Origin of the sequence: Chryseobacterium sp. MYb264 (assembly GCF_035974275.1) — a bacterium.
In the GTDB taxonomy this organism is placed as follows: Bacteria; Bacteroidota; Bacteroidia; order Flavobacteriales; family Weeksellaceae; genus Chryseobacterium.
The window spans coordinates 2,358,771-2,377,329 of sequence record NZ_CP142422.1 but is presented as its reverse complement, the minus strand read 5'-3'; the positions used below and the strand labels follow the sequence as shown (position 1 = coordinate 2,377,329).

The window sequence follows — 18,559 nt, the reverse complement described above, 5'->3', positions numbered from 1 at the left end:
ATGAGTAGCATCGAGAATATGATTTCTTTGGTTAGAGATCATTATAGCACAGATAAGTTTATACCTCTGCATGAGCCTCGATTCAGAGGTAATGAAAAGAAATATCTGGAAGAAACAATTGATTCAACATTTGTTTCTTCGGTAGGGGTATTCGTAGATCGATTTGAATTGATGATGCAGGACATTACAGGAGCTTCCAAAGCCGTTGCGGTAGTGAATGGATCTGCATCTCTACAGGTTGCTTTAAGGTTGGCGGGAGTAAAACAAAATGATGAGGTTATTACCCAGGCACTTACTTTCATTGCGACGGCGAATGCGATATCGTATAATGGTGCAATTCCTGTATTTCTTGATGTAGACTTGGATACTATGGGGCTTTCCCCAAAATATCTTGGAGAATTTTTGGAAGAGTTTGGTGAGCTGCGTGAAGATGGATGCTACAATAAATCAACTGGAAGACGTATCGCAGCATGTATGCCAATGCATACTTTTGGATTCCCTGTTCATCTTGATGAGTTATCGGCTCTATGCAATAAGTGGCATATTCCTTTAGTGGAAGATGCCGCAGAGTCTTTGGGAAGCTTATACAAAGGAAAACATACCGGAACAATAGGTTTGATCGGTGGTTTTTCTTTTAATGGAAATAAAGTCGTAACCAGCGGTGGTGGCGGTGCTATTATTACCAATAGTAATGAATTAGGTACTCAGGCAAAATATTTAACTACAACAGCTAAACGCCCACATGCTTTTGAGTTTTTTCATGATGATTTGGGATATAATTTTAGAATGCCCAATCTGAATGCGGCTTTAGCCTGTGCTCAGTTAGAATCTCTCAATGATTTTCTCATTGATAAGCGAAAATTAGCTGAAAAATATGCGGTATTTTTTGAAACGGAGGGCATTAAATTCAGACAGGAAATACCTGATACAAAGGCGAACTATTGGCTGATGTGCGTAGAACTTAATGATAAAAAAGAAAGAGAAGAGTTTCTGACAACAACTAACGCACATGGGATAATGACGCGTCCGATATGGAATTTAATGTATCGTTTGCCCATGTACGCCCACTGCCAAAGAGATGCCCAAAAGAATGCAGAATATCTGGAAGAAAGAATTGTAAATATTCCAAGCAGTGCAAGATAAGAATTCGATTGCAATAGTTGGCTATTCGGGGCATTCTTTAGCCGTTTTGGACGCCGCTGAGAAGGTGAATCTAAAGGTGATGTATTATTGTGAAAAAACTGAGGTTTCTTATAATCCTTTTGACTTGCATTATTTGGGAGATGAAGGCTCTAATGCTTTTGAGTGGCAGATTGCTGATCAATTTATACTGGGAATAGGAGATAATAAGATTCGTCGAAAGGTGGCTGATATATTGTTGGCTAAGGGAAAAGAAATAGTTGGTGTTGTTCATCCTTTATCAGTAACGAGTAAGTATAGCATATTAGGTGCTGGAAATTTTATCGGGCCCAACGTCAGCATTAATGCTTTTGCAAAAATTGGAGATTATTGTATTTTAAATACCGGATGTATTGTTGAGCACGAATGTATCATTGAAAGTGGAGTACATATTGCTCCCGGTGCTGTACTAGCGGGGAATGTATATATAGGTGAAAATACTTTTGTCGGAGCAAATACGGTCATAAAGCAAGGAATTAATATTGGTCGGAATTCTATTATTGGAGCTGGAAGTGTTGTTTTGAGAGATATTCCTGATAATGAAACATGGGTTGGAAATCCCGCAAAAAAAATCAAGTAAATGAAAAAGGTTGTAATCATTGCAGAAGCAGGTGTTAATCATAACGGGAATTTAGACAATGCTTTTAAACTTATTGATGCCGCTGTTGATGCGGGAGTAGATTATGTTAAATTTCAGACCTTCAAATCTGAAAATTTGGTTTCAAAATCCGCTAAAAAAGCAGATTACCAGATCCAGAATACTGGAAATACAACAGACTCTCAGTACCAAATGCTGAAAAAGCTGGAACTATCCTCTGAGCAGCATGAATTATTAATTGAGTACTGTAAAAAGAAAAATATCAATTTTTTCTCAACGGCTTTTGATCTGGATTCTTTGGAATATTTAAAAGAAATAGAACTCAAACTCGTTAAAATCCCTTCCGGAGAAATTACCAATTTACCCTACCTTAGAAAAGCGGCAAAGCTTTTTAAGAAAGTTATTCTTTCTACGGGAATGTGTACTATGGAAGACATTTCGGCGGCAATTGAAATATTTTTGGCAGAAGGAATATCAAAGGAAGACATTACCATTCTTCATTGCAATACAGAATATCCTACCCCAATGACTGATGTGAACCTGAAAGCAATGCTTACTATACAGCAAAAATTCGGGACAGATATAGGATATTCAGATCATACGTTGGGAATCGAAGTCCCAATTGCTGCCGTTGCTTTAGGAGCTTTAGTTATTGAGAAACATTTTACACTGGATAATACGCTGGATGGTCCGGATCATGCCGCGTCTTTAGAACCAGGTGAACTTAAAGCGATGGTAGAAGCTATCCGAAATATAGAGAAGGCTATTTCTGGTGATGGGATTAAGAAGCCAAGTCCTTCCGAAATGAAAAATATAGAGATTGCCCGCAAAAGCATTGTGGCATCAAAATTTATAAAGAAGGGCGAAATTTTCACTGAGGAAAATTTAGCAATTAAAAGACCTGGATCTGGAATTTCTCCCATGGAATGGGATCGGGTTATTGGAAGGAAGGCGTTAATAGATTATTCAACGGATGATTTGATTGTAATATGAAAAAAATTTGTTTTGTGACGGCAACCCGTGCAGAGTATGGTCTTTTGAAGCCCTTAATGAAACTTGTTGAAAATTCGGATCTTGCACAATTACAGATCATTGCTACCGGTGCCCATTTATCCCCTGAATTTGGGCTTACTTACAAAAACATCGAAGATGATGGTTTTTACATTGATGAAAGAGTTGAAATACTTTTATCATCGGATACACCGGTGGGTATTGTAAAAACAATGGGGATCGCAATGATGGGAATGGCGGAGGTTTTTTCTAAACTGAGGCCTGATTTGCTGATTATTTTAGGAGATCGTTATGAGATGCTGTCAATTGCTTCTGCCGCTACAATTTTTAAAGTTCCTATCGCTCATCTGCATGGAGGGGAAATTACGGAAGGTGCTTATGATGATGCGATAAGGCATGCCATTACCAAAATGAGCCATATTCATTTTACGTCTACTGAAGAGTATAAAAACAGAGTCATCCAAATGGGGGAAAATCCTGAAAATGTTTTTAACGTTGGTGCAATAGGTCTGGATAATATAAGAGATCTCGATTTGCTTTCAGCAAAAGAATTGGAAGCAGATCTAGATATTAAATTTAAAAAATATAATTATCAGATAACTTTTCATCCCGAAACCCTGGGTAGCTTATCCTCAGAAGAACAGTTTCAGAATTTACTCAATGTCATTAAAAATCAGGAAGACAGTTTCTTTATTTTTACCAAGGCAAATGCTGACACAGACGGAAGAATTATCAACCAGATGATCGACGATTTTGTCAATGAATACCCGGACATTGCCAGGGCTTTCCATTCTTTAGGAACCTTAAGATTTCTATCGGTTGTGAAAGTATGCGATGCCATTGTGGGCAACAGTTCCAGCGGAATCTTAGAAGCACCTTCATTATATACAGCAACTATTAATATTGGGGAAAGGCAGAAAGGCAGAGCACAGGCTTTAAGTATTATTAATGTTGATAATTCTGAAGGAGGAATTTCATCAGGATTTGAATCGGTTAAAAGCACATTTTTTCGAGAGCGACTGTCTGAAATAAAAAATCCCTATGATAACGGAGGGGCAGCGAAGGAAATTTTTAATAAAATTATGAATCATAAAACTATTAAAACCAATAAACCTTTTTACAATTTATCATGGATATAGTTAAAAAACATATCATCTTTTATGGACAATCGGTAAGAGATGCTCTTATTAAGTTGGATCAGATTGCGCCGTCTTCTATCTTATTTCTTGTCAATGAGGAGATAGAACTATTGGGCTCCTTAACAGACGGTGATTTGAGAAGAGGGTTTATTAAAGGCTTAGGTTTGGAAAGTAAACTTCTGGATTTTGTGCAGCCTTCACCGGTATTCATTAAAAGTAATGAGTATAGTATCAGTGAGTTGGAGCAATTTAAAAAAGATTTTTTCAAAATAATTCCTATTGTTGATGATTCCAAGAAAATCGTAGATATTCTTGATTTTAATATTAAACAAAGCCTAATACCTGCAGATGCAGTACTCATGGCCGGAGGGGAGGGGAAAAGGTTAAGACCATTAACAGAAACAACGCCTAAACCTCTTTTAAAAGTAGGGGAAAAGCCAATTGTGGAATATAATATAGACAGGCTGGCCAGATATGGTATTAAAAATATTAATTTAAGTATCAATTATTTGGGTGATCAGCTGGTTGATTACTTTGGTGATGGTTCATCTAAGGATATCAATATAAAATATGCCAAAGAAAGTAAACCCTTGGGAACTATTGGGTCGATTCTACTCATTGATGAATTTCATAACGATGACATTATTGTTATGAACAGTGATCTTTTGACAAATATCGATTTTGCCGATTTCTTTAAAACTTATAAAGAATCTAATGCAGATATGGCGGTGGCAGCTACCTCCTACCATGTAGATGTCCCGTATGCAGTATTGGAGGTTGGTGAAGGAATAGAGGTTAAATCATTAAAAGAAAAGCCCCGCTATACCTATTATTCCAACGCAGGAATTTATATCATGAAGAAGAAAATTTTAAATATGATTCCTAAAGATCAGTTTTATGATATTACAGATTTAATGGATCGTATTTTGGAAATGAATCTAAAACTTATTACGTATCCGATTAACGGATATTGGTTAGATATAGGGAAGCATGAGGACTTTAAAAAGGCCCAGGAAGATATAAAGCATATCCAATTATGACAGAAAAAGAAACATTGGTAATCATCCCGGCCCGCGGTGGTTCCAAAGGGGTTCCAAAAAAAAATATTAAAGATCTTTTGGGAAAACCGCTCATCCAGTATACACTCGATTTTGCAGTGAAATATTATAAGCCTGAGGATATATGTGTTTCTACAGACTCGGAGGAAATAAGAGAGGTTGTACAGTCACTTGGATACACAGTCCCCTTTTTACGTCCGGATGAGCTGGCTTCAGACTATTCCGGATCAAGAGAAGTGATAATACATGCCATTGAATATTATAAAAAACAAGGAATACACTATAAAAATATTCTTCTGCTCCAACCTACATCGCCGGTAAGAAATGAGCAAACAATGAAGGATATATTAAAAATGGCCGGAAATAGTGATGATTACGATATGATAGTTTCAGTAAAGACAGCCAAAAGTAATCCTTATTTTAATTTGTTTGAAGAAGATGAAAACGGATATCTTGCGAAGTCTAAACAGGGAGACTTTACGCGAAGACAAGATTGTCCTATAGTATATGAATATAACGGAGCTTTTTACTACATTAGCACCGACAGAATATTAAAACATAATATATCTGATTTTGAGAGAGTTATTAAAATTGTGGATGATAAAGCTATTTACAATATTGATATTGATACGATGATGGATTGGAAAATGACAGAACTAATAATGGAAGAATATAATTTGAATAATTAAAACAACATAAGCCAACAATAATACTACGAATGAAAGGCAACAAACTGAGAGTCATTCCCAGATTGGACATAAAGGGACCTAATTTAGTGAAAGGTATTCACTTAGAAGGGCTCAGGGTTTTGGGAAAACCCGAATATTTTGCAGAGTACTATTATCAAAATGGTGCAGATGAACTTTTTTTTCAGGATACAGTAGCAAGTTTGTATGAAAGAAATAGTTTAAGCGATATAATATCAAAAACTGCTAAAAAAATATTTATTCCACTCACTGTGGGGGGGGGAATTCGCTCAATAGCGGATATTCGAAGGGCTCTGCTCTCTGGGGCAGACAAGGTTTGTATTAATACAGCAGCTATTAAAAATCCTTTTTTTATAAAAGAAGCCACTCTAAAATTCGGATCATCAACAATTGTAGTCGCAATTGAAGCTATTAAAGAATATAACGGAAAATATTTGGCTTATACAGATAATGGACGTGAATATACAGGATTGGATGTATTTGAGTGGGCTCAAAAAGTACAGGAATTAGGAGCTGGTGAATTGGTGATTACTTCCGTTGATAAAGAAGGTACAGGCGAGGGGTTTGATGTTGAATTAGTGAAAAAAATAACGGAGCTTGTGGATATACCTGTAATTGCACATGGTGGTTGTAAGGGAAGTGAAGATGCGTTAAATATATTCAAAAATACTGAAGCAGATGGTATTGCCATCTCTTCCATTTTGCATTACGGATGCCTGGACAAAATTCATTCAGAAAATGATTTTGAGAAAGAAGGAAATATTAGCTTTTTGAAAAGTGGTAATTTTTTTGGTAAAATTAAGCCATGCACCATTCTTGATATCAAGGAAACTCTTCACCTCAACAATATACCTGTAAGATTATAATCATGAGTAAAAAAGTTGTAATAATCGACTATAATTTAGGAAACTTGTTTAGCGTTTATCAGGCATTAGTAAATATAGGATTAGATGTGGTTATTAGTTCTGATCCTTCGGAGATAGCTATCGCCGATGCGATTGTTCTTCCTGGAGTTGGAGCTTTTAAAGAAGCTAAGGATAACCTTGATAAAATGGGATTAACAGATGAACTTCGTAAAGCAGTTATCGAAAATAAAAAACCATTTTTAGGAATTTGTCTTGGACTTCAATTGTTATTTACATCCAGCGAAGAATTTGGTACTACAGAAGGGCTTGATTTTGTCAAAGGAAAAGTACTGAAATTTTCAAAACAAACTGAGGATCACAAAATCCGTATTCCCCAAATATCTTGGAATACAATTCATGAAAATAATCCTGATGTATGGAAATCTTCACCTCTAAAAGATACTAAATCAGGTGCCGATATGTACTTTGTACATTCGTTTTATATAGTGCCTGAAAATGAATCGATTACGCTCACTTACACGGAATATGCCGGAATCCGATATACCTCAAGTATTCTGATAGATAATATTTTTGCATGTCAGTTCCATCCAGAAAAGAGTGCAAAAGAAGGACTCAAAATTTATAAAATCTGGGCAGAACAAAATAATTTATATTAGTTAACATGACACAAAAATTAGAAATTTATTACGGACTACCCGGAGAGGTAAAGTTTTGTAAGAAATGCGTAATGTCTAATCAAAGACCTTCATCGGCTGTAGAATTTAGGCATACCAGAGATAGTAAGAAAACAACCATGCACTTTGATGAGCATGGAGTTTGCGACGCCTGTAGAACGGCTGAACAAAAGGAAAAAATTGATTGGGAGCAAAGACAAAAAGAATTGGTGGCACTTTTGGATCAATACAGAAGTAAAGATGGCAGTTATGACTGTTTAGTACCTGGAAGTGGGGGTAAAGATAGTGCTTATCAGGCGCACGTACTTAAGTATAAGTACGGGATGAATCCTTTAACAGTTACTTGGCCTCCAATTTTGTATACAGATTATGGATACAAAAATTGGAAAAATTGGATCGATACTGGCTTTGATAATATTTCCTTTAATAGAAATGGGAAAGCCATGAAGCTTTTAACTAAATTATCTATTGAGAATTTATTTCACCCCTTCCAGACGTTTATTTTAGGTCAAAAAAATCTGGCTCCCAAGATCGCCGCGAAATATGGTATTCCCTTAATTTTTTATGGAGAAAATGAAGCGGAATATGGTAATCCCATTGCAGATAATGCTTCTTCTTTAAGAGACAAATCGTATTATAGCTACGAGAATTTAGATGAGATTTTTCTTGGTGGTGTATCTGTAAAGGAACTTATTGAAAACTATCACCTTTCTTTAAGTGACTTGTTATCATTCTTGCCGGCATCTGCTGATGAAATGGAGAAATCTAAAATTGAAGTCCATTATCTTGGATATTATCTTAAATGGACTCCACAAGAAGTTTATTACTATGCAGTGGAAAATACAGGCTTTAAAGCGAGACCTTTCCGTACACAGGGAACTTACAGCAAGTATAATAGTATAGATGACAAAATTGATGATTTACATTATTATACGACATATATTAAATTCGGAATTGGGAGAACTACATATGATGCCTCTCAGGAAATAAGAAACAAACATTTAACTCGTGAAGATGGAGTCGCTCTTGTCAATCGTTTCGATGGAGAATTTCCGGATAGATATTTTGATGAGATTATGCATTATCTCGATATTGACCCAGAATATTTTAAGGGTGAGCTTGCAGATAAGTTTAGGTCTCCGCATCTTTGGGGTAAAGATGACGGAGGGCTTTGGAAATTAAGACATAATGTAATGGGAACAGGGCTTAACGACTAAAATGTGATTAAAAAATAAAATTTATAAATAGATAATGCCTGTTGTTACATCGGGCATTATCTTTAAATTAAAAACAAAAAGAGTTCATATTATAATAATAAGAGTATTTTTATATTACTATTTTTGTTTTGGAATCAATAATCGGAAATGATTTTTAACCTAACAAAGAAACTAAATTTTACAAGTATTTATTATACGATTTTTGAAGGCCTTGCAAAAGGAGGAAATCAATTATTACTTGTTATCATTGCAACATTTATTAATAAAGAATTATATCTGAAACTAATGCTCTTAATTTCATTGGAAGCATTAATTACGATGAGTTTTTTCTCTTATTATGTCGATGTTCTTTATTCATACAAAAAAAATAAAATCAAGACGCTGTTTTCAGGATTTTTCGATTTTTCTATAATTCAAATTTTATTATATATCGGCATTTACTTTTTATTTCAGAAGCAAATTAATCAGTATTATAACTATAATTTACATTATGTAATTCTCTTTATTATAGGAAATGCTTTTGTTACAACCATTGTAAATTATATATCTGTTTCTTTACAAATATCGGCCAATCATAAGTTGGCAATACAGTATAAATCAATACCATTCTTTTTAAGTTTTGTTTTTTGTATTGTATTTTTTTTAACATTTGATGATAAAGTATTAGCCTTCTTTTTAGGGAAATTTTCAGGAATTTCAATATTTTTTATCTTCTTCTTTATCAAAAATAAACTATATAAAAATATATTTAAATTTAAATCTATTCATTTTATTTCTTTATTAAAGAGAGTGAAATATTCCATGATTATCGCATTTATAGGGTGGGGGACAGGTTTGGGCTTTTTAAATTTTTCAAAAATATACTCGGGTTCAGAACAACAGCTATTGGCATTGGGATTATTGTTAAATATGTTTTCGATGATTCAGTTGCTTTCCAATGGGATTAATCAAGTATATGTGCCTAAGCTTAAAGAACTCTTGGCACAAAGTATGGCTGATGCGCGCACGTATACAAAAAGCATTAAATTTATGTATATAAAGGTAGCAGGAGGTCTTCTGGTATTAGCTCTGCTATTACTTATTGTAAGGAATTTAATTCCTGGAATTCTTCCGAAAATAGATAATACATTTATCTATTCCTTGTGTTTTGTAATTCTGGTGTTTTTTCTTAATATTTTTCAATGGATATCGGCACCTTATTTAATGATCTTAGATAAGTACAAATATTACTTTTTTCTAAAGCTAAGTTCAAATGCTGTTTCATGGATTTTAATGTTGTCTTTAATTTATCTGTTTCATATGAATAATTTTATTATATTTTATTTTATTATCCAGTTAATTAATTCATTTACAGTGTATTATTTTGTTAATGTAAAATATTTAAAGAATGTTTAAGTACTATCAAAAAACTCTAAAAATCGTAGAAAATTTATTAAACTGTATTATTGTTATATTACTTCTTCCAAGAAACCTTATTTTCAGAAATGTTTTTAAAAAAAATAAACGTTCTGACAGAATATTTGTGTTAGGGAATGGGCCATCATTAAAAGATGATTACAATAAGATTGTAACGATGAAAAGCGAATCCGATTCCGTAATGGTTGTAAATTCTTTTTCCTGCGCAAAAGAGTATGAAGAAATAAAGCCTAATTACTATGTAATGGCAGACTCTGCTTTTTTTATCAATGATCCTGAACCACACATTAAAAAAGTACAGGAGGATGCTTTCGGTAATATGATTTCTAAAACAAATTGGGACATGACAGTTATTGTCCCGTCTTATGCGAGATTTGGAGAGGCTTTCAATAGGATTAAAGAAAATCCTAAGATCAAAGTTCAGCTCTTCAAAAGCACTCCGATTGTAGGCGGGAGTGATGCTATTAATAATATATTCTTTAAATTTGGCATCGCAAACCCCCTTTTTCAAAATGTTTTGACGGCATGTCTGTTCTACAGTATTAAAATGAAATTCAGTAATATCATTTTATGGGGTGGAGATCATTCGTGGCATGAGGGGTATATTATGCAGAAAGACAATGTTTTATATACAAAAGATAAACATTTTTATGATAATAAGGAAAAGTTGATTCCTCATATAAACGCGGATGGTACCTCTGTTAAGGTTCATGAAGAGTTTGCCAGTTTGTCAAGGGCGTTTAACAGTTATCATATTATACGTAGTTTTGCAGCCGTTGAAGGAGTATCAATTAAAAACTTTAGCGATACTTCTTGGATTGATGCATTTGATCGTCAATAAATTTGACATATAACGAACGATGAATACTATTTTACGTAGCATACTAATCTTATTTAGCATTATTGTATTTTACAATGGTGATATACCGCATTTTTCAAGTAGGGTGTATATTACCAGCATAATAATACAGATTATTTCAATCTTGCAAATTTTCAATAAAAAAAATTATCGATATTCCTTTATAAAGTTTTTCTTTATTTTTTCTTATCTGTTTTTTGGGATTGCACCATTGTTACAATTTTATAGTAAATCAACTTTTTATGGTGCTCCATTCATCGGAGAAGAATTTTATTTTTTTACTAATATCATTGTTATTTTCATTTTGATTTTTTATATAGCATTTTATCAATTTTTTAGTAAAATATTACATATTAATAAAATTAAAACAGAAAGATTTGAACTTGTAGAGAAAGTTTCATTTTCTAGAAATGTTAAAATTCTTATCGTATGTTTCATATGCTCTTTTATTGTTTTTAATTATCACAATTTTAATATTCTCAATATAATATTAAGGGGAGGCGAACTTACTGATGCTGGTGAAGAAAAATCAACAACAATATATCTTTTAATCCAACAGTTTATACGACCGATTCCTATTATTTGTTTTATGATGTATCATATGTCAAAACAAAAAAATATATTAGCTTATATAGTCTTGCTTATTTTAGGAGTTGTAACATGTTTTCCTACAGGAATTCCTAGATTTTATGCTGCTGCTATATATATTCCTTTTTTACTAATTATATTTCCCAAATTACGTAAAGAAAATGTACTATCTATTTTAGTGTTTTTAGGCATATTTTTTATCTTCCCAGTGCTAGATAATTTTAGAAATTTTAAGGGGTTTGATAAAATAGAAATGAAGTATAATCTAAAAATGTTCGAAACAGGACATTTTGATAGTTTTCAAAACTTTGCCTTGATATTAAAATATGATTTTATTACTTATGGTAATCAATTACTTGGAGTGCTATTTTTCTGGATCCCTAGAACGATCTGGACTACAAAACCGGTAGGCTCTGGAGCATATGTTGCAGAAGTTTTAAATTTAGATTTTAGTAATATTTCAGCAAATTATTTTGCAGAAGGTTATATAAATTTTGGATTCATTGGTATTTTTATTTTTATAATTATCTTAGGCTATACTTCGGCTAAAATTGATAAACTGTACTGGTTGAATGATAATGTTGTGAAAGGAAATTATTTAAGTATTTTATATTTTATACTTTTAGGAATGCTTTTTTTCGTATTACGTGGAGATTTGTTAAGCTCTTTTGCTTTTAGTTTAGGCTTAATTTGTAGTTTTTATTTTGTATATAGATTTTTATTCAAAAAATAATAGTATGAAGATTCTGATAGATAATTCAAATTTATTTGCAGGGGGAGGTTTACAAGTGGCAGCATCATTTCTGAGAGATTTAAAAAAATTAAATTCTTTACATACTTTTCATGTAGTACTATCGATAAATTGTGTTCAGGTATTAAAAGATGATGTTTTTCCCGATAATTTTACCTTTTATAATTTAGGAAAAAAAGAAGAAAAGTCTAAAAGAAAAAGAATCAAAAGTGTAAGCCAAATAGAAAATTCTGTGTATCCTGATTGTATTTTTACAATTTTTGGTCCTTCGTATCACAAAAGTAATTTCCCAAAGCTTGTGGGTTTTGCAATACCCTATATTATTTATCCTGATTCTCCGTTTTTTAAGCAAATCTCTATAAAAGAAAAAATTTATTATAAAATCTTATCAATAATAAAAACTTACAGTTTTAAAAAAAATTCAGATTCATTAGTTTTTGAAACAGAAAATGCAAGACAAATATTTATAAATAGATCGGGTTACGAAAATAATTCTTTTACAGTGGGCAATACTCTAAATGAAATATTTTCAAATAAATTTAAATGGATAGAATATAAAGGAATATCTTCTAAATCAATTAATATATTATTTCTTACTGCAAATTATCCACATAAAAATATGATGATTATTCCTCAAATAATTATGATACTTAAAGAAAAGTTTACTATGGATAATTTCAAATTTTTAATTACATTAACTAAAGAAGAGTTAAATTATCCTGAGTTTTGTGATCAATATATTGAGTATCTGGGCAAGGTAAATCTCGAAAGCATTCCGTCTTTATATGAGCAATCACAGATTGTATTCATACCGAGTTTGTTGGAAGTATTTTCTGCTACTTATTTAGAAGCAATGTTTATGAAAAAGCCTATAATTGCATCTGATTTAGGATTTTCTCGCGATATTTGCGGTGAGGCAGCTTATTACTGTGAGCCCGTAAACCCCGATTCGTATGCAAAAGCAATTTATGAGCTCTCCTTCAATGAAGAAATGAAACATAAATTGGTTAATACAGGAACCAAAAATCTTCAACGGTTTGGCTCTAGTATGGATAGAACAAATGAATATATGAATATTATAAAAAAAATAGTGAAAGATAATTATGATAATCAAAAATAAAACACTTTTGATCACAGGTGGTACCGGTTCTTTCGGAACAGCAGTGCTCAGAAAGTTTATTGATACTGATCACTTTAAAGAAATCCGAATTTTTTCCCGTGATGAAAAGAAGCAGGATGATATGAGGAATCAGTTTAAAAATGATAAACTGAAATTTTATATCGGTGATGTAAGAGATTACAGAAGTATTGAACCGGCAATGAGAGGTGTTGATTATGTTTTTCATGCAGCAGCTTTGAAACAGGTTCCGTCTTGCGAATTTTTTCCGATGCAGGCTGTAAAAACGAATGTTGAAGGTACTCAGAATGTAATTGATGCAGCAGCCGCAAATATTGTAAAAAAAGTGATCTGTTTAAGTACAGACAAAGCTGCATATCCTATCAATGCCATGGGAATTTCTAAAGCTATGATGGAAAAAGTGGCAGTAGCAGCATCCAGAGATTTAGAAAATACAACAGTTTGTCTTACACGGTACGGAAACGTAATGGCATCAAGAGGTTCCGTAATTCCATTATTTGTAAAACAAATTAAAAAAGGTGAACCTATTACGATCACAGATCCGAATATGACAAGATTTTTAATGTCATTGGAGGAAGCTGTAGATTTGGTTCTTTTTGCTTTTGAACACGGAAACTCAGGCGATTTATTTGTAAATAAGGCACCGGCAGGAACCATTGGAGATCTTGCACAAGCTTTAAAAGAAATGTTTAAAGTAGAGAATCCTATTAAAGTTATCGGTACCAGACATGGTGAGAAATTGTATGAAACGCTTTGTACAAGGGAAGAAATGATTAAAGCTGAAGATATGGGAGATTTCTATAGAATTCCTGCAGATAACAGAGATCTTAACTACGCTCAGTATTTTTCGGAAGGGGTAGAAGATATTTCCAAAATAGAAGATTACCATTCTCATAACACAAAGCAGGAAGACGTGGAAGGAATGAAACAACTTTTGTTAAAACTTCCATTAATACGAAAAGAAGTTCTGGGAGAAGATACAATGCAATATCCCGATTAAAATTTAAATATGAGCTTTCCTAAAATCATTGAAGGAGGAAAATATTCCGATGAAAGAGGGGATTTATTTTTCAATAATAATTTTAATGCTTCTGAAGTCAAGAGAATTTACTTTATTGAAAATAAGAATATAAATTCTATCAGAGGATGGACAGGGCATGAGGTAGAACAACGTTGGTTTAGTACAATACAGGGAAGTTTTGTGATAAGATTGGTACAAGTTGATAATTGGAACAATCCTAATAAAAAAGCTGAAATATTGGAATTCGAACTGAGTAGTCAGTCTTTTAATATTCTTCATGTTCCGAGAGGATTTGCCACTGCAATTCAGGCAAAAGAAGATAACTCAAAATTGATTGTGATGGCAGATTATTTAATGGGAGAATTAAAGGATGAGTATCGTTTTGAAATAAATTATTTTGAAAAATTAAAATGAAAAAAAAAATAGGTATCACAGGGCAAAACGGTTTCGTTGGGTCACATTTATATAATACTTTAGGCTTACAACCTGATAAGTTTGAAAGAATACATTTCGAAAGAGAATTTTTTGATAATCAGGAAAAGTTCGATGAATTTGTAGGGCAATGTGACGTTATCATACACCTTGCTGCCATGAATCGTCACCATGATCCGCAGGTTATTTATAACAATAATATTGATCTTGTTAAAAAATTGATACTTTCTCTTGAAAAAACAAAGTCTAAAGCGCATGTTCTTTTCTCATCTTCTTCGCAGGAAGAAAAAGATAATCTTTACGGTCAATCAAAAAAGGATGGAAGAGAACTTCTGGCGAATTGGGCAGAAAAATCAGGAGGCAAATTTACAGGACTTATCATACCTAATGTATTTGGACCTTTTGGGAAGCCTAATTACAATTCTTTCATTGCTACTTTTTGTTATAAACTTACCCATGGTGAAACTCCTATTATTGATAATGATGGTGAGGTGAAATTAATTTATGTCGGAGAGCTTGTTCAGGAAATTATAAGCCAAATTGATAGTGAGAAGACTAATACATTGTATGAAGTGCCTAATACTTCTATAAATAAAGTTTCAGAAGTTCTTCAGAAATTAGAACACTATAAAAAATTATACTTAGATAATGGCGAAATTCCTACCTTAGAAACGAGATTTGATTTAAATTTATTTAATACTTTTCGCTGTTATTTTGATATAAAAAATCATTATCCCGTTAAATTTACACAACATACAGACCCAAGAGGAGCATTTGTTGAAGTGATACGATTAGGTGTTGGTGGACAGTGCTCATTTTCGACTACAGTTCCGGGAATCACCAGAGGAAATCATTTTCATACCAGAAAAATCGAACGATTTGCTGTAATTAAAGGGAAAGCATTAATTCAACTCAGGAAAATTGATACGGATGAGGTATTAGATTTTTATCTTAATGGAAATGAACCTGCCTATGTGGATATGCCAATCTGGTATACACATAATATCAAAAATATAGGAGAAGAAGAATTATATACCATTTTCTGGATTAATGAACCCTTTAATCCAGAAGATGCAGATACTTATTTTGTAGAAGTTTAGACAAATATTAAAATAGTAAGATGAAAAAATTAAGAGTGATGACGGTCGTAGGAACTCGTCCGGAAATTATAAGATTATCAAGAGTATTATCAGCTTTGGATGCTTCCGAAGCTGTTGACCATATTATCGTTCATACAGGACAAAATTATGATTACGAATTGAACCAGATTTTCTTTGAAGATCTAGGTCTTCGTAAACCCGATTATTTTCTGGAAGCTGCCGGAAAAACAGCAACAGAAACGGTAGGGAATATTTTAATTAAGATAGATCCGTTATTGGAAGAGTTGAAGCCTGATGCTTTCTTGGTTTTAGGTGATACCAATTCTTGCCTTTGTGCAATTCCTGCTAAAAAAAGACAAATTCCGATTTTCCATATGGAAGCAGGAAATAGATGTTTTGACCAAAGAGTTCCAGAGGAAACTAATAGAAAGATTGTAGATCATACATCAGATGTCAATTTAACGTATTCTGATATTGCAAGAGAGTATTTACTGAGAGAAGGATTGCCTGCAGATAGAATTATCAAAACAGGTTCCCCGATGTTTGAGGTACTAAACCATTATTTGCCACAAATTGAAAGTTCAGATGTTCTAAACCGTCTCAATTTAGACGAAGGAAAGTATTTCGTGGTTTCATCGCACAGAGAAGAAAACATCAATTCAGAGAAAAATTTTAACGGATTAATTGAAAGCTTAAATTCAATTGCCGAGAAATTTGGTTATCCAATTATCGTTTCTACCCATCCAAGGACAAGAAATATGATTGATAAAATGAAAGTGGAGGTAAGACCCGAAATTCAATTTCTAAAACCATTAGGGTTTCATGATTATAATGCTTTGCAGATGAGAAGTTACGCGGTTTTATCGGATTCTGGAACTATTTCTGAAGAATCATCAATCTTAAACTTCAGAGCACTTAATATAAGAGATACTCACGAAAGACCTGAGGCGATGGAAGAGGCTTCTGTAATGATGGTTGGTTTATCTCCTGAAAGAATTTTGCAGGGATTGGTTCAGCTTCAGCAACAAAAAACAGGTAAAGACAGAAATTACAGACCGGTTTCAGATTATTCTATGCCGAATGTTTCGGAGAAAGTAGTCAGAATTATTTTAAGTTATACAGACTATGTGAATAGAGTAGTTTGGAGTAAAAGATAAAAATATGAAGATCATAATTTTAACACAGGAAGATTCTTTTTCTGTTCCACGAAACATTGAAAAACTTATAAAACTTGGATTTGTAGAAATTACCGAGATTATAGATATACACACAAAGTCCAGCCTTGTAAACAAAAAAGATTTATTTATTAAAGGTTTTGGCTGGGCGCAGACTGTTAAAATGGGTTTAACTGTCGTTAGTCATAAAGTGATTAATACAATAGATTCTATTTTTGGATATAAATTAAAAGTTCAGCCAAGAAGTTTAAAAGCTGTTGCTGGAAAGTATAATATTCCGTTTAGTGTTATTTCAAACCCAAATGAAGAAAGCTTCTTAGCAAGAATGAATACTTTATCTCCTGATATTATTGTTTCTTATTCTGCTCCGGTGGTCTTCAAAGATAAATTACTTCGTATTCCGAAGAATAGTTGTATTAATCTTCACTGCTCATATCTTCCTCATTACGCGGGGGTGATGCCAAGTTTTTGGACTCTGTATAAAAAAGAAAAATCTACGGGCGTTACCGTTCACTATATGGATTCTAAAATCGATAATGGTAAAATTTTAGGACAAGAAAGAGTAGAAATAGCACCGAATGAAACAATGAAAACGCTTATCGAAAAGACAAAAGAAGTGGGCGGAAATGTAATGTGTGAGGTCATTAAAAATATTCACAACGGAACTAAGGAAGCAAAAGATAATCCTGTACACGAAGGAAGCTATTTTACCTGGCCAACAGTAGAAAATTTTAAGGATTTCAGAAAAAACGGAGGTAGATTGATATGAAAAAATACGCAGTTCTTGGAATGGATGTGGAAGATTGGTTTCATCTTGACTACTTTAAAAAAGAAGAATGTGATACCAGCCAATCTACTATGGATGGGTTAGATATATATTTGGATTTACTAAATCAATATAATATTAAAACAACTTTTTTTGTTGTTGGGGAACTTGTGTCTCAGTATGAAAAACAGTTAAAGAAAATTATTGAGAACGGACATGAAATTGCTCTTCATTCTTATTCACACATCAGACCCTTGAATCTTAAAATTGATGATTTCAGAAAAGATACTGAAAAAGGACTAGCTGTATTAAAAGATATTTTAAATATTGAAGCTAAAGGATATAGAGCTCCATGTTTCAGCTTAGACAGAGAAAGATTGGATATTCTTAAAAATGAATTTAATCTTAATTATGACTCCAGCAAGATTAAGTTTGATTCTCATGATTTGTACGGTAGAATAGATTTGGATAATTTTGATAAGCTAAAGACGGATATTTATAAAAAAGATAACTTTTTTGAGTTTGAAGCAAGTACTGTAGAAGTTGTTGGAAAGAGTCTTCCGGTCTCAGGAGGAGGGTATCTTAGAATATTTCCATGGTTTATAACAAAAAAATTATTGAAAAAATATTTAAAAACAAATGGAAACTATTTCTTTTACATTCACCCTTTTGAATTTTCAAAAAACTACAATATAAAAGTACCGGAAAATACAGACGCGAAAACAAAATTAAGATTCAATGCAGGAAGAAAGTCTGTTGAAAAGAAAATGCATAAACTTATAAAGCTGCTAAAGGAAAATGATTATGAATTTGTAACCTTTCAGGATTTACATTCAAACAAATTATAGTTTCCTTTCTATATAA

Annotated in this window: 19 protein-coding genes; all 19 read left to right on the top strand. The window is 32.8% G+C overall.

The window, feature by feature from the left end:
• The 19 genes from VUJ46_RS10105 to VUJ46_RS10015 all read left to right on the top strand — a co-directional run bounded on the left by VUJ46_RS10105 (position 1) and on the right by VUJ46_RS10015 (position 18,543).
• Positions 1-1,143: a LegC family aminotransferase gene (locus tag VUJ46_RS10105; RefSeq protein ID WP_326984854.1), complete on the top strand. Its 1,143-nt coding sequence runs from the start codon at positions 1-3 to the stop codon at positions 1,141-1,143.
• On the top strand, positions 1,133-1,759 hold the full coding sequence (locus VUJ46_RS10100) for an acetyltransferase (protein WP_326984853.1): 627 nt from the start codon (positions 1,133-1,135) through the stop codon (positions 1,757-1,759). The genes VUJ46_RS10105 and VUJ46_RS10100 overlap by 11 nt, the downstream gene beginning before the upstream one ends.
• Positions 1,760-2,770: an N-acetylneuraminate synthase gene (gene neuB, locus VUJ46_RS10095; RefSeq protein ID WP_326984852.1), complete on the top strand. Its 1,011-nt coding sequence runs from the start codon at positions 1,760-1,762 to the stop codon at positions 2,768-2,770.
• Positions 2,767-3,927 carry a UDP-N-acetylglucosamine 2-epimerase gene (neuC, locus tag VUJ46_RS10090; RefSeq protein WP_326984851.1) on the top strand — a complete coding sequence of 387 codons (1,161 nt, stop codon included), beginning with the start codon at positions 2,767-2,769 and terminating at the stop codon, positions 3,925-3,927. Before neuB ends, neuC begins: the two co-directional genes overlap by 4 nt.
• Entirely contained in the window at positions 3,918-4,967 is a 1,050-nt protein-coding gene (locus VUJ46_RS10085; RefSeq protein WP_326984850.1) for a nucleotidyltransferase family protein, read from the top strand. The genes neuC and VUJ46_RS10085 overlap by 10 nt, the downstream gene beginning before the upstream one ends.
• On the top strand, positions 4,964-5,674 hold the full coding sequence (locus VUJ46_RS10080) for an acylneuraminate cytidylyltransferase family protein (protein ID WP_326984849.1): 711 nt from the start codon (positions 4,964-4,966) through the stop codon (positions 5,672-5,674). The genes VUJ46_RS10085 and VUJ46_RS10080 overlap by 4 nt, the downstream gene beginning before the upstream one ends.
• 29 nt (positions 5,675-5,703) lie before the next feature.
• On the top strand, positions 5,704-6,558 hold the full coding sequence (gene hisF, locus VUJ46_RS10075; protein WP_326984848.1) for an imidazole glycerol phosphate synthase subunit HisF: 855 nt from the start codon (positions 5,704-5,706) through the stop codon (positions 6,556-6,558).
• 2 nt (positions 6,559-6,560) lie between these two features.
• Positions 6,561-7,214, top strand: a complete 654-nt coding sequence (gene hisH / locus VUJ46_RS10070) for an imidazole glycerol phosphate synthase subunit HisH (RefSeq protein WP_326984847.1) — start codon at positions 6,561-6,563, stop codon at positions 7,212-7,214.
• A 5-nt stretch (positions 7,215-7,219) separates the two neighbouring features.
• Positions 7,220-8,449, top strand: coding sequence for an N-acetyl sugar amidotransferase (locus tag VUJ46_RS10065; RefSeq protein ID WP_326984846.1), 1,230 nt, complete (start codon positions 7,220-7,222; stop codon positions 8,447-8,449).
• A 147-nt stretch (positions 8,450-8,596) separates the two neighbouring features.
• On the top strand, positions 8,597-9,844 hold the full coding sequence (locus VUJ46_RS10060; protein WP_326984845.1) for a hypothetical protein: 1,248 nt from the start codon (positions 8,597-8,599) through the stop codon (positions 9,842-9,844).
• Positions 9,837-10,706, top strand: coding sequence for a 6-hydroxymethylpterin diphosphokinase MptE-like protein (locus VUJ46_RS10055; protein WP_326984844.1), 870 nt, complete (start codon positions 9,837-9,839; stop codon positions 10,704-10,706). The genes VUJ46_RS10060 and VUJ46_RS10055 overlap by 8 nt, the downstream gene beginning before the upstream one ends.
• Positions 10,707-10,725: 19 nt before the next feature.
• Positions 10,726-12,045 carry an oligosaccharide repeat unit polymerase gene (locus tag VUJ46_RS10050; protein WP_326984843.1) on the top strand — a complete coding sequence of 440 codons (1,320 nt, stop codon included), beginning with the start codon at positions 10,726-10,728 and terminating at the stop codon, positions 12,043-12,045.
• A 4-nt stretch (positions 12,046-12,049) separates the two neighbouring features.
• Entirely contained in the window at positions 12,050-13,183 is a 1,134-nt protein-coding gene (locus tag VUJ46_RS10045; protein WP_326984842.1) for a glycosyltransferase, read from the top strand.
• Positions 13,167-14,201 carry a polysaccharide biosynthesis protein gene (locus tag VUJ46_RS10040; RefSeq protein WP_326984841.1) on the top strand — a complete coding sequence of 345 codons (1,035 nt, stop codon included), beginning with the start codon at positions 13,167-13,169 and terminating at the stop codon, positions 14,199-14,201. The genes VUJ46_RS10045 and VUJ46_RS10040 overlap by 17 nt, the downstream gene beginning before the upstream one ends.
• Positions 14,202-14,210: 9 nt before the next feature.
• Positions 14,211-14,636 carry a WxcM-like domain-containing protein gene (locus tag VUJ46_RS10035; protein WP_326984840.1) on the top strand — a complete coding sequence of 142 codons (426 nt, stop codon included), beginning with the start codon at positions 14,211-14,213 and terminating at the stop codon, positions 14,634-14,636.
• Positions 14,633-15,754, top strand: coding sequence for a polysaccharide biosynthesis C-terminal domain-containing protein (locus VUJ46_RS10030; RefSeq protein WP_326984839.1), 1,122 nt, complete (start codon positions 14,633-14,635; stop codon positions 15,752-15,754). The genes VUJ46_RS10035 and VUJ46_RS10030 overlap by 4 nt, the downstream gene beginning before the upstream one ends.
• A gap of 20 nt (positions 15,755-15,774) precedes the next feature.
• Complete coding sequence (wecB, locus tag VUJ46_RS10025) at positions 15,775-16,911, top strand: non-hydrolyzing UDP-N-acetylglucosamine 2-epimerase (protein ID WP_326984838.1); 1,137 nt, start codon at positions 15,775-15,777, stop codon at positions 16,909-16,911.
• Positions 16,912-16,915: 4 nt separating this feature from the next.
• Positions 16,916-17,698, top strand: a complete 783-nt coding sequence (locus VUJ46_RS10020; RefSeq protein ID WP_326984837.1) for a methionyl-tRNA formyltransferase — start codon at positions 16,916-16,918, stop codon at positions 17,696-17,698.
• Positions 17,695-18,543 carry a polysaccharide deacetylase family protein gene (locus tag VUJ46_RS10015; RefSeq protein WP_326984836.1) on the top strand — a complete coding sequence of 283 codons (849 nt, stop codon included), beginning with the start codon at positions 17,695-17,697 and terminating at the stop codon, positions 18,541-18,543. Before VUJ46_RS10020 ends, VUJ46_RS10015 begins: the two co-directional genes overlap by 4 nt.
• The last annotated feature ends 16 nt before the right edge of the window (positions 18,544-18,559 follow it).